Source organism: Colwellia sp. 75C3 (genome assembly GCF_002836255.1).
Classification (GTDB): domain Bacteria; phylum Pseudomonadota; class Gammaproteobacteria; order Enterobacterales; family Alteromonadaceae; genus Colwellia.
The window spans coordinates 232,995-245,579 of record NZ_PJAU01000032.1 but is presented as its reverse complement, the minus strand read 5'-3'; the positions used below and the strand labels follow the sequence as shown (position 1 = coordinate 245,579).

Genomic DNA, 12,585 nt, shown 5'->3' with positions numbered 1-12,585 from the left:
AGATCCAATGATGCAAGAAAATATTGTGGCGGCTGCGCCACTCATTACAAATGATGCTGTGGTTTTAGGGCTTTTAGCACTTATCTTAGGTTTCGTGTTTTATACTTCAACAAGTAAAAATTCGGTTTGCCAAAAATTTTATAAATATGTACCCGCTTTATTAATGTGCTATTTATTACCTTCTTTCTTAAACACTTTTGGTATCGTTAGTGCCGAAATTAGCCAAGTTGATGAAGTAGCAAAATACTTTCTTCTACCTGCTTGTTTAGTATTGTTAACGTTAAGTATCGATGTAAAAGCTATTGCAGGCCTTGGTAGTAAAGCCATTATTATGTTTTTAACCGGTACCGTTGGCGTTGTCATTGGTGGTCCAATTGCTCTGCTAATTGTCTCTGCTATTTGGCCTGAGCTTATTGGTGTTACTGGTCCTGAAGCAGTTTGGCGCGGTATGGCCGCTCTTGCTGGTAGTTGGATTGGCGGCGGCGCTAATATGTTAGCGATGAAAGAAATATTTGAAGCGGATGGTAAGATATTTACCATTATGGTCACGGTAGATATTGTAGTGGCTAACATTTGGATGGCAGTATTACTTTATATTGCTGCAAATCATAAAGCTATTGATGCTAAAAGTGGTGCAGATACCTCGGGAATTGATAGATTAATTGCTGATGTTGAAGCTTTTGATAAAGAACATAAACGCACGCCAGAATTAAAAGACTTTATACTTATTATTGCTATCGCATTTGGTGCTGCTGGTTTTGCCCATTTCGCAGCTGATTTATTAGTTCCGTTTTTCCAAAACAATTATCCAGACCTTAAAAAATTCAGTCTACACAGTAAATTATTTTGGATTATTGTCTTAGTAACGTCTATTGGCTTAGCTTTATCGTTTACCAAAGTTAGACGACTTGAGTCGGTAGGGGCCTCTAAAGTTGGTAGTAGTTTCTTATATATTCTTGTGGCAACCATTGGTTTGCACATGGATATTACGCAGATAGCAGAAGCGCCTAAATATGTGGTTATTGGTTTAATTTGGATGGCAATTCACGTCGCTTTATTATTTGCGGTTGGCCGATTGATTAAAGCACCAATATTTTACTTGGCAGTTGGTAGTAAAGCGAATATTGGTGGTGCAGCATCTGCTCCAGTTATTGCTTCTGCATTTCATCCATCATTAGCACCGGTTGGTGTATTACTTGCTGTACTAGGTTATGCCCTAGGTACATACATGGCTTGGATGTGTGGACAGTTACTTCGTATTATTGGTAGTTAATCAGTTATTTTGCGAGTAAAGCTTCATCTTGTTGCTGTATAAACAAATTTAGGTGTCAAAAGTACTCATTGACGTGCGTCAACTCCGTGCTTTTTCCTTTAAATTGATTTATACAGCTTTAAGCTGAAGCATTACTGAAGCTACTTTTGGAGTCTACCGGATAGTTGAATTACGGTACTTGTTTAAGAATACTTTTTTAGGAAGAAATGATGACAATTAAATCTGTTAACGTTAAAGGCATTGAAGTTGCTAATGATCAACCATTCGTATTATTCGGTGGTATGAATGTACTTGAATCACGTGATCTGGCAATGAGAATTGCTGAGCATTATGTTGAAGTAACTCAAAAGCTTGGTATCCCTTATGTATTTAAGGCGTCATTTGATAAAGCTAATCGCTCTTCAGTGAATTCATACAGAGGCCCTGGCTTAGATGAAGGTTTAAAGATTTTTGAAGAAATTAAATCAACCTTTAATGTCCCGATTATCACCGATGTGCATGAATCTTATCAAGCACAGCCAGTGAGTGAAGTTGTTGATGTTATACAGTTACCAGCCTTTTTAGCTAGACAAACTGATCTTGTGGTAGCAATGGCTAAAACAGGTGCTGTCATTAATGTTAAAAAGCCACAGTTTCTTGCTGCCCATGAAATGAAGCACATTATTACCAAGTTTGCTGAAGCAGGAAACGAGAATATCATTTTATGTGAACGTGGTAGCTGTTACGGCTATAACAACTTAGTTGTTGATATGCTTGCCATGGATGAAATGAAAGATTACGCACCAGTTATCTTTGATGCGACACACGCCTTACAAAAACCTGGTGGACGTAGTGATAGTGCTGATGGTCGTCGTGCTCAGGCTGTGCAATTAGCCCGCAGTGGTATGGCAATAGGAATAGCAGGTTTATTCATCGAAGCGCACCCAGATCCTTCAATAGCTAAATGTGATGGTCCATGTGCATTGCCATTGGATAAATTAGAGCCTTACTTAGTGCAAATGAAGGCGCTAGATGATTTAGTCAAAGGTTTTACACCACTTATCACAGATTAGAGTTGGCGCTGTGTAGTGTTCTCTGAGCTTACTCATGACTTTGTTAAGCAATAAGTTAGTGATAATTTAAGCAATAAAAAAGGTGTCCTAGGACACCTTTTTTTATTTGTGATCTTAATCGCTAAGATCTCATACCAGTTGTACTAATTTAGTTATCATTTTCAAGTGGCCTAAATATCCAATAACTTCGTTGCTTTCAATCCCAATAGCTAGCTATTGTTCAATTAAGCGCCTTGCTCTTGAAAATTTATTCTCATTGAATTCTGTAAACTTAATCAATCCAAATGGTATTACTTCAGTAAATGTGCGAGCATTTTGAAATATGTTAACATGCTGGTTAAAATGAACCGACATGTTGATTGTTTTGTCTATTGGTTTTTCTATATTGATAATCACCGTGGTTAGCATTGCTTTACCACAGTGTAGTTCAATTTAACTATTCAGCAATTAAACTTGCTTTAGTTAAGGTAACAGACTTGTTTTGATTAGCCATTTGCTTTTGTCTAACAAGGCTAGAGTCTGTTGATTGTAGTTCAAAAATAATTTTAACTGGCGCTAAAGAAAGCTTTAGGCTGTTATGTGCAGCAGTAGTAAGTTGAGTTGGATTAACTGGCTCAGCTTTAACAAGTGCTGTTTTTGGTACGGCAGCAGCTGCTACAGTACTAAATAAAGTGGTGGCTAATATTACAACAAGTAAGTTAGTTTTTTTAATATATAGTTTCATGTTTTTGTCCTGTATATGACCTAATAATAATATGTTTACTTCCTTATAGATATATTAGGACCTTTTCTCGCGCTGGTTTTACTCTTCAAAATAAAGCGTGTGGGTTGGGAGCACACGCTATACCTGAGTTTCATAAAACGTTGAGATGATGTCCTTCATCTACGGCGTGAATAATACGCAAGTTGATAAAAAAAGAAAAATGACTTAAATTAATGTTATTCATTAGAAAAACTAATGAATGATTGTTATGCTGTGTTTATAGGTTTTTATGCAGTAATTTAATGCGTAATTTATATTATATTGAATATTTGAAGGTGTATTTTGGCCAGTAGACTCCCACCATTAAACGCTTTGCGGGCATTTGAAGCTTCAGCAAGGCAACTCAGTTTTACGCGAGCAGCAGAAGAGCTTTTTGTAACGCAAGCTGCAATAAGTCATCAAATTAAATCTTTAGAAGAACATTTAGGCATTAAATTGTTTATGCGAAAAAATCGTTCTTTACTCCTTACCGAGGAAGGTCAGTCATATTATTTAGACATAAAAGATATTTTCACCTCTTTACATGAAGCTACGGAACGCTTACTAGCTAGGGGGGCTAAAGGAGCCATAACGGTTAGTTCACAAGCAAGTTTTGCTATCCAATGGTTAGTGCCTAGGTTAACGGCTTTTAATGCCTTACATCCTGATATAGATGTTAGGATTAAAGCCGTGGACCAACCTGAGAACTCACTCACTGAAGATGTTGATGTCGCCATCTATTATGGACGAGGTCGTTGGCCAAATATTCATGCGGATAAATTGCATACTGAATATCTCATTCCCGTTTGCTCTCCGTTATTGATGCAAGAAAATGCTGCCAATGGCAAACCGCCTCTTTTATCATTAGAGGATCTTTCTGAGCATAATTTATTACATGATACTTCGCGTAAAGACTGGAAACGCTGGTTTAAGCAAGTAGGCGTTAAAGGAGCAAACGTCAACCACGGACCTATTTTTAGTCATTCGGCGATGGTTTTACAAGCCGCATTATACGGGCAGGGTGTTGCGCTGGCTTACAGTGTCTTAGCTAAACCGGATATTGATTCAGGGCGCTTAGTTTGTCCTTTTAATGATGTTTTAGTAAGTAAAAATGCCTATTTCATTGTCTGTCGTGAAAATCAAAAAGAAATTGGTAAAATTACTGCTTTTAGACAGTGGATGTTAGACATGGTCGAAGCTGAGCAAGAGCAAATCACAGATGGACAAATAACTTAATGATACTTCAACAAGTAATTACTCGGGAAGATGGCAGTGAAATCAATTTACTATTGAGCACTGTAGAAAATGCCAAAGCACAAGTAATATTTGCCCATGGGGCGGGTGCTAATATGTCACACGAATTCATGAGTGAGATATCTTTACTACTTAATGAATTGGGCATTAATGTTGTACGGTTTAATTTCCCATTTATGGATAAAAGGGCATTGACCGGTATAAAATATCCTCCAGATAGAATGCCTAAGTTATTGGTCTGTTATGAAGATGTTATTAGGCATGTAGTTGAACAGTTGGCAGAGCATGAATTACCTTTATTTATTGGCGGTAAATCGATGGGGTCTCGTGTTGCAGCGAGTATAGTGGCTGCCCCTGAACTGTTACCCCTTAATTTACTCAATAAAGTATCAGGTGTATTTTGCTTAGGTTATCCGTTTCATCCGGCTAAAAAACCGGAAAAACTTCGACTTGAGCCTTTGTTTGACGCGAGTAAGCCGGTTTTAATTGTACAAGGAGATCGTGACACCTTAGGCAATAAGGCTGAAATTATCAGCTATGAGCTAGCTGCACACTGCCAATGCGTATTTTTAGAGGACGGCGATCACAGTTTGAAACCGAGAGTTAAATCAGGTTTTACCTATCAGGCACATATAAATAGTGCCGTTGAAGAAATTGTGCAGTTTATCGAGAAATTAGCAGTCAATAATAACGCGTAATACGGGAATAAACGATGAATTCACCTAATATTAATCAGCAGCAGCAGATAAAATTAAAGTGTACTGATATTTTACTCAAATGCTTGATGATTATTGTTGGTATCAGTGGCTGTTTTTCTGTACTATTCGGCGCTTGGCTAGCACACGGTGGTCAAGCATTGCCTGTAAATGTGCAATCTAGTTTAGCAACAGCGCTACAATATCAATTTATTCATACTCTTGCGCTATTCGCTACATTGGTTTGGTTGAAAACAACTAAGCCTTCCAAGGTATTACTTGCTGCAAGTTTTGCCTTTGTCGTAGGTCTTTTATGCTTTTGCGGCACAATATATATTAAGTCTTTTTTTGAACTTGCCGTTATCGGGAAGTTAACACCTTTTGGTGGCATTTCATTTGCGCTCGCTTGGCTATTGTTAGCGCTAGAAGGTAAAAATAATTTTTAACGACACTTTGTTGTCGTGTTAATACCCTAACGTGCAATCTTAAATAAAGATCAATGTTAGATATAGAAGGTAAAACAACATATGACCTCCATCGTATTATTTTGTCGACCAGGCTTTGAAAAAGAGTGTGGCGCAGAAATCCAAGAAAAAGCTGCTTGGAATGAAATGTATGGCTATTTAGAGCTAAAGAAAAATCAAGGTTTAGTGTTTTTTCATTTACATGAAAGTGCACATGGCGAAGCCTTAATGAATAAGTTGCCGCTTAAGCGACTTATTTTCGCTCGTCAGTGGTTTGTCACGGTAACTGATAAAATAGATCTTCCAGATTACAATCGCGTTGAAGCTATTACTGAAGTATTAGGTAATGACTGGCAATACAGTGATTTACGTATGGAAATGGCTGATGATAACGATGGTAAATCGTTAAGTAAGTTTTGTCGAAAATTGTCGGTACCTTTGCGTCAAGCGTTACGTAAAAATAAGGTGCTTACTCAGAAGGGTAACAATTCTGCCGATGATCCTGAAGGCGCAATTTTACATGCGTTATTTCTCAGCGGACAAGAAGTTATTTTAGGCTTCTCATTAGCACGTAATAGCTCTCCACATGTTATGGGCATCCCTAGATTAAAATTTCCTAGTGCATCACCAAGTCGCTCTACTTTAAAGCTTGATGAAGCCTTTTTACATTTCATTCCTCGAGATGAATGGGATGTACGATTAACATCAGGTATGAATGCCGTTGATTTAGGCTCAGCACCTGGCGGTTGGACTTATCAATTAGTCCGCCGTGGCATGATGGTAACGGCAATAGACAACGGTCCTATGGCTGAATCCTTAATGGAAACAGGGCAAGTAAAACATAAGATGATGGATGGCTTTAAATACACTCCAATGAAGAAAAATGTTCATTGGTTAGTCTGTGATATGATTGAAAAACCGCAGCGAGTGGCTAAGCTGATGAGTGAATGGTTATTACATGGCTACTGTAAAGAAGCTATATTTAACTTAAAACTGCCAATGAAAGGTCGTTTCCAACAAGTTACCAACGACTTACAGGCGATGAAAGATGCATTCGCTTTACATAATTTGAGATATGAGCTTTATGCAAAACATCTTTATTATGATCGTGAAGAAGTAACTGTGCATGCGCGGTTACTATCACCTCCGCCATTAGGTAATAAAGAATAGTTATTAATCTTTATAATTTTAATCATTATTTTAAGGTAAATGAGATTAATTTATCTCGTTTATAAAATTTTGGTTTAAATAAAAAGGCCCTCAACTTTTAATAAAGTTGAGGGCCTTTTTTTGTTTTATATCTCTACAAGAAATAGCTACTTATAGTCGCTCAAGTACTGCATCAGTAAAGTCTGTAGTGCCATGAGTACCACCCAAATCACCGGTAGTTCTATCACCGCTTGCAATAACATCGGTGATAGCAGCTCTAATTTTCTCTGCTTTATCACCCATATCTAAGTATTCAAGCATCTGGATTGCTGCGAGGATAACTGATGTTGGGTTTGCTAAGTTTTTACCAGCAATATCAGGTGCGCTACCGTGTACGGCTTCAAAAATAGCACAATCTTCACCAATATTAGCGCCAGGTGCCATACCAAGACCACCGACTAAACCAGCACATAAGTCAGATAAAATATCACCAAATAAGTTGGTTGTTACAATGACATCAAACTGCTCTGGATTCATAACCAATTGCATACAGCAATTATCAACAATCATTTCTGTTGATTCAATTTCAGGGTAACGTAGGGCAACTTCTCGGGCAACTTTCAAAAATAAGCCTGAGGTCGATTTTAATATATTTGCTTTATGAACAGCGGTTACTTTTTTACGGCCTTCCTTACGTGCAGTTTCATAAGCAAAGGTTAATATTTTTTCTGCACCGTCACGCGTAATAATACTCATCGCTTGCGCTTCTGTACCGTCTTCTGAAGTAACTTGGCCAGCACCAGAATACATGCCTTGAGTATTTTCACGAACGGTTAGAATATCAATATTTTCGTAGCGTGCTTTAGTACCTTTAAATGATAATACAGGGCGCAAATTTGCGTAAAGCTTAAACTGTTTACGTAAGGTGACATTGATCGAAGTAAAACCTTCGCCAACTGGTGTTGTTAATGGACCTTTTAAGGTGATCTTGTTTTTTTCAATAAGATTAATTGTCTCTTCAGGTACTAATTCGCCATGTTTTTCTAAGGCGGTTAAACCGGCATCTGCAAATTCATATTCAAAATTACAGCCTGCTTTATCTAATACTTTAATTGTCGCATCAATAATGCTCGGGCCGATACCGTCGCCTGGAATTACCGTGATGGTTTGTTTAGTCATTAAGTTCACCTTGTCATAATACTTTGGAATAATATATCGTTAGTTAAAGTTTGACTTAACAACGACATAAAGATAATTAATTTCATAATGCATAGCTGAGGAAAATTTACTCAAGTAAAGCCTAGAGACCAAGTGGTCAGCTCAGTGCTTTATAAGTGTATTTTATATCATGTTGGTGCTATGTAAGCGAGCTTGAAAGTTTTCAGTATAGCCCCCGAAAATTTATATTTTCAGGGGCTAGTAACTCAACAAATAATAGTAGAGGTTAACTTAGTAAGTAGCAATCTGACTTTAGTCTATAGTGGGTAGGGATTTTTCTATGCTGAGGTGGTTTTTAATGATGCCCCATTGCTCAGGATAATGATCTCCTAAACCAATTTCTTTAAGCATACCGTTAACAAATAATAAAAAGGTACATTCATCTTGTGTGGTAATACCATCTGACTTCACATGTTGAGTACGATAAAACATCACTTGGTAGTTAACGTCATTAACTGTTCTCGCTTCAGTAATATTGGGGCTTCCTAACTGAGTTAATGCTTGTTCAAAAGTAAATTTATCTAATTTTATCTTAGCAATAAATTGTCGATTGTAAGCTTCTTTGTCATCCCATTTCATTTGGTCTGGGCTGTCATCATAAAAGGTAACAACAAGGGCAACAAAAATGGCATAAACCGTTAGCGCGAGTAGAATTCTGCCGATTACTTTCTTATTCATAGTATTTTATCTTTTTACAATTAGCTTCTTTCAGCATTAATGGCAATTATATTACCATTAATTTCGGCGGCAGGTGAAGGGCTTGTTAAGCGGATGTCTTTTAAATTAAAACCTAAAGGGATATCTTGCTTTAATGTTAATAACTTTCTTGCTAAATCCATTTGCTCGAGACTGTTAGTTAACTTTTCTGAGATAGAGCTCTTCAAGTCTGTCGCGCTAAGTATTGCTTTTAATGAACCATATTGATTAAGTAATTTAGCTGCATTGACTTGGCCAATACCGCTAACCCCTTCAATCTTATTGGTATTGTCACCAGTTAACGTCCAAAAATCTATCAGTTGAGAATACTTAACATTAAATTTATTTTGAACATGCTCTTCATCCATATAACGACGATTAAAGTAATCATAAATATGAATATTAGGACTAAGTAGCTGAAGAAAGCCTTTGTCCGTCGAAATAATAGTTACCTTTTGGCCGTGAAGCGCCATTTTTACTGCTAACGTAGCAATAAGATCATCCGCCTCATCTGCATCAGACGTGAGTGAATCAACCCCTTGATCCATAAAAGCATCTTGTATTTCTATTAATTTATTCGCAAGATGGTCAGGCATTTGTTTTCTGCCTTTTTTATAGCCCTCAAAAAGCTGATAACGCCAACAAGGCTGCTGACTATCAAATACTGCCAGAGCGTGTGTAGGTTCATGCTGAGCGATGATCTTTGTTAAAGCATTTACACAGGTATTTTGGGTATTAAAAAGTACTTGCTTTAGTGTACTAGCAGATAAAGCATCACTATCTTGATGCTTTATCTGGGTAAAAGGACGCTCTTGTACTGCGTATATACGACGTATTAAGTTTAGAGCGTCTATAAGTATTAAATGAGCGGCCAATGTTAACTCTCTACTACTTTATAACATGGAACATATTTGCTACCCGGTAGCTTCATACGTTGTTGTTCGACAAATGAAGCAAGTAGCTTATCCATGAGTGCCATGATCCTCTTATCCCCCGATATTTCAAAAGGACCAAACTCTCTAATTGCTTTGATGCCACCTGATTTTACATTACCTGCGACTATGCCTGAAAATGCACGGCGTAAATTAGCCGCTAGTTCTGCTGTAGGAAGGTCTTGGCTAATATTTAAATTTGCCATATTCTCATGTGTAGGCTCAAAAGGGTGTTGGAAATCATCTGCTATCATAAGTGACCAGTTAAAGTGAAAAGCATCACCCGTTTCTTTTCTATGCGCGAGTACTTTACCTAGATCATTCTTCATTAATTGGGCAACTTTAACGGCATCATCAACCACAATTTGGTATAACGATTGAGCCTTTTCACCAAGCGTAGCACCGATAAAAGCATCTATCTCATTAAAGTATTCAACAGCACTCTCAGGTCCGGTAAGAATAATAGGTAATTTTTGTTCGGCATTTTTGTCGTTGAGCATAATGCCCAAAATGTAGAGTAGCTCTTCGGCAGTTCCGGCTCCACCAGGGAAAATAATAATACCATGAGACATGCGAACGAATGCTTCTAAACGTTTTTCAATATCTGGCATGATGACTAGTTCATTGACAATTGGGTTGGGCGGCTCTGCAGCTATAATGCTTGGTTCTGTTAACCCGACATAACGTCCTTCTTTAATTCGCTGTTTAGCATGACCAATGGTAGCCCCTTTCATCGGACCTTTCATAGCCCCTGGGCCACAGCCTGTACAGATATTAAAGCCGCGTAAGCCAAGTTGGTAACCTACATCTTTAGTATATTTATACTCATTGTGTTTGATTGAATGACCGCCCCAACAGGTAACTAAATTGGGCTCGGTTTCGGGTAGTATAACATTTGCATTTCTTAGAATATCAAAAGTAGCGTCAGTGATAGCCTCAGATGAGCTTGGCATTGTTTTATATCGGCTATTGAGAAAAAGGATATCGCGTAATACGGCCGAAAGATGCTCTCTAATACCTCTTATAATTTTACCGTCAACAAAGGCATGAGTAGGGGGATTCTTTAAATCAATCTTGACGCCGCGCTCTCGCCTCAATACTTGTATTTCAAATGAAAGATACGCTTGATATATTTCTTCAGCATCATCAGTATTTGAGCCAGCGTTAAGTACGGCAAGAGAACAATTTCGATAAAGTTTATATAAGGTACTACTTGCAGACTGTTGCAGTTGGTCTACTTCAGTTTGTGAAAGCAAGTTCATATTGCCAACAGGGTTAATTTGAGTATGCATAATTGACTCCTTTATGCTAATGACCAATATATGGTGATGAAATTACAGCAGTTTCATGAGGTGTTAAAGGCTGTTATTGATTAGCCAATTCACATTATTAGTTAAGATTAATTACTTAGTGTAAATTACTTGATTTTTACCTTGTTTTTTAGCTTTATACATTGCTTGATCAGCACGTTCGAAAGCAATATGGATGTTATCATCAGACTTTATATGAGTAGCACCAATTGAAAGAGTAATACTTACTTTATTACTTTTAAACTTAAAAGGAAGTCTAGCGACATATTTATTGAGATTATTAAGTTCATCGGTTAGTGTTTCTACTTGAGTTTTTGAGTAAATTAAAACAAATTCTTCACCGCCATAACGGCCAACAAAAACATCTTTGCTAACATTTTTTACAATAGAGTTAGCAATGACTTGTAGTGTTTTATCGCCGGCAGTATGACCATAGGTATCATTGATTTTTTTGAAATCATCAATATCTATAACAGCGAGGGCAAGTTCAAAAGGTTTGTGATGAAAACGTACCATGGCTTTAGCAAAAAAGTCATCAAAAGCGGCTCTGTTAGCAAGTTTGGTTAGCGCATCCTGCATGCTCTTTTTTTGTTGTTCAGCAAGTTTCTCTTCAAAGACTTTACTTTGCTGCTCAAGTTGTTCAACTTTTGTAGACATCTCATTAAGTTTGTTAGCTAATTGTTGATGATTTTGTTGCTCAAACTTTGATTTTTGCTCTAACGTACTGGCAATACATTGTAGCTTCTCATTAATATCTTCTTTAACTTGGTTCAATGACAATGCTTTTTCAACACTACCGGTCATATCAGTTAGTTGACCTTGCAGTTTCAGGTTTATTTTGTCATTAGTGAGCTGAGAGCTTTTTTGTGAAGCTATTGTTTCTTTAACGGCACTTTGAACTGTTGTTAGTGTTGCGCTTAGGTTAGTTAGGAAATGTTCAGCACTGCTTTTTTCATCTTTAAAGTCTGCAACAATGACATCAAATATATCTATTAGGTGATGCAGCACTTCATCACTTGATTGATCAGCCATTAATTTTTTCTTAATAGCTAATAATTCGTTGGTATGGCCTTTAGATAAGGGTAGTGAACTTAGAGATACCGATATTTTTTCAAGTATACTGGCATCAAACGTTGTTGAATCATGATCATTTGACGATTTATTTGGTGTGTCAATAATTTTTTTAGGCTGCAAAAGCCCCTGTACTGGTGTTGAACTTTTAGCTTTTAAGGCGTGATCATAAAAGCTTAATAATTGACTCAGTAAAGGAACATATTGAATTAAAGCATCTTTACTGTCTTTTGTTTCAGTTAATAAAGCACGTAGATCTCTACGTAAGTTACTAGGTAAACCATTTATTTTTTGTAAACTTTCCCCTGCTTGATTAAATTGTTCATGCATATGAGAAATGTTCTTTTCATTGGTTAAACTATGTTGTTGTAATAATTTAGAAATGATAAGGATTTTTTCTTGAATGTCAGAGATTGGCGCTGATTTGGTAAATAAAGTACGTAATTGCGCTAAACGGTTATCTAATTCAAGGTCTATACCTTTGGAAATCAGTGATAACTTGCTAATAAATTGAATGAGCAGGTTGGAATGCAGATTAAAATCATCTTCTAGTGAACTACGAGACTCGATTGCGCCATCAAGTTTTCTTTTTAGTGCAACTAGCTGCTTTTTAGCAACAGTACTGTCATTCATAAAACCAATTAATCCTTTATTAAGAGTGATGCAAAGTGAGTCATTGAGGTAAAAAATTCATATGATTTTTTAATATTTTTCCTACTAGGTAGATAA

At 37.0% G+C, this 12,585-nt stretch carries 12 protein-coding genes; 6 read left to right on the top strand and 6 right to left on the bottom strand.

The features are described from left to right. The first annotated feature begins 10 nt into the window (after window positions 1–10). The gene (locus CXF85_RS02965; protein ID WP_198555483.1) at window positions 11–1,273 is read left to right on the top strand and encodes a DUF819 family protein; all 1,263 of its coding nucleotides are present in this window, start codon (window positions 11–13) and stop codon (window positions 1,271–1,273) included. 209 nt (window positions 1,274–1,482) lie between these two features. Further along, window positions 1,483–2,325, top strand: coding sequence for a 3-deoxy-8-phosphooctulonate synthase (gene kdsA, locus CXF85_RS02960; RefSeq protein WP_101227036.1), 843 nt, complete (start codon window positions 1,483–1,485; stop codon window positions 2,323–2,325). 436 nt (window positions 2,326–2,761) lie between these two features. Here the strand turns inward: kdsA and CXF85_RS02955 are convergent, their stop codons facing one another. Then, entirely contained in the window at window positions 2,762–3,049 is a 288-nt protein-coding gene (locus CXF85_RS02955) for a hypothetical protein (RefSeq protein WP_101227035.1), read from the bottom strand. 321 nt (window positions 3,050–3,370) lie between these two features. On the opposite strand from CXF85_RS02955, the gene CXF85_RS02950 reads away from it, so the two are divergent. The 4 genes from CXF85_RS02950 to rlmM all read left to right on the top strand — a co-directional run bounded on the left by CXF85_RS02950 (window position 3,371) and on the right by rlmM (window position 6,650). Next, window positions 3,371–4,303 (top strand): transcriptional regulator GcvA, encoded by a 933-nt coding sequence (locus tag CXF85_RS02950; protein ID WP_101227034.1) that lies wholly within the window; start codon window positions 3,371–3,373, stop codon window positions 4,301–4,303. Then, complete coding sequence (locus tag CXF85_RS02945) at window positions 4,303–5,019, top strand: alpha/beta family hydrolase (protein ID WP_198555469.1); 717 nt, start codon at window positions 4,303–4,305, stop codon at window positions 5,017–5,019. Before CXF85_RS02950 ends, CXF85_RS02945 begins: the two co-directional genes overlap by 1 nt. A gap of 14 nt (window positions 5,020–5,033) precedes the next feature. Further along, on the top strand, window positions 5,034–5,462 hold the full coding sequence (locus tag CXF85_RS02940; protein WP_101227033.1) for a DUF423 domain-containing protein: 429 nt from the start codon (window positions 5,034–5,036) through the stop codon (window positions 5,460–5,462). A gap of 81 nt (window positions 5,463–5,543) precedes the next feature. Continuing rightward, complete coding sequence (gene rlmM, locus CXF85_RS02935) at window positions 5,544–6,650, top strand: 23S rRNA (cytidine(2498)-2'-O)-methyltransferase RlmM (protein WP_101227032.1); 1,107 nt, start codon at window positions 5,544–5,546, stop codon at window positions 6,648–6,650. Between the two features lie 150 nt (window positions 6,651–6,800). Here rlmM and CXF85_RS02930 read toward each other — a convergent pair whose 3' ends face one another. From CXF85_RS02930 to CXF85_RS02910, 5 genes are all read right to left on the bottom strand, one after another. Beyond that, the gene (locus CXF85_RS02930; protein ID WP_101227031.1) at window positions 6,801–7,808 is read right to left on the bottom strand and encodes an isocitrate dehydrogenase; all 1,008 of its coding nucleotides are present in this window, start codon (window positions 7,806–7,808) and stop codon (window positions 6,801–6,803) included. Window positions 7,809–8,099: 291 nt separating this feature from the next. Then, the gene (locus CXF85_RS02925) at window positions 8,100–8,525 is read right to left on the bottom strand and encodes a DUF3192 domain-containing protein (RefSeq protein ID WP_101227030.1); all 426 of its coding nucleotides are present in this window, start codon (window positions 8,523–8,525) and stop codon (window positions 8,100–8,102) included. A gap of 20 nt (window positions 8,526–8,545) precedes the next feature. Next, window positions 8,546–9,418: a flap endonuclease Xni gene (xni, locus tag CXF85_RS02920; protein ID WP_101227029.1), complete on the bottom strand. Its 873-nt coding sequence runs from the start codon at window positions 9,416–9,418 to the stop codon at window positions 8,546–8,548. Window positions 9,419–9,420: 2 nt separating this feature from the next. Then, the gene (gene ppnN / locus CXF85_RS02915) at window positions 9,421–10,767 is read right to left on the bottom strand and encodes a nucleotide 5'-monophosphate nucleosidase PpnN (RefSeq protein WP_101227028.1); all 1,347 of its coding nucleotides are present in this window, start codon (window positions 10,765–10,767) and stop codon (window positions 9,421–9,423) included. Between the two features lie 111 nt (window positions 10,768–10,878). Further along, window positions 10,879–12,489, bottom strand: coding sequence for a GGDEF domain-containing protein (locus CXF85_RS02910; protein WP_101227027.1), 1,611 nt, complete (start codon window positions 12,487–12,489; stop codon window positions 10,879–10,881). Between the last annotated feature and the right edge of the window lie 96 nt (window positions 12,490–12,585).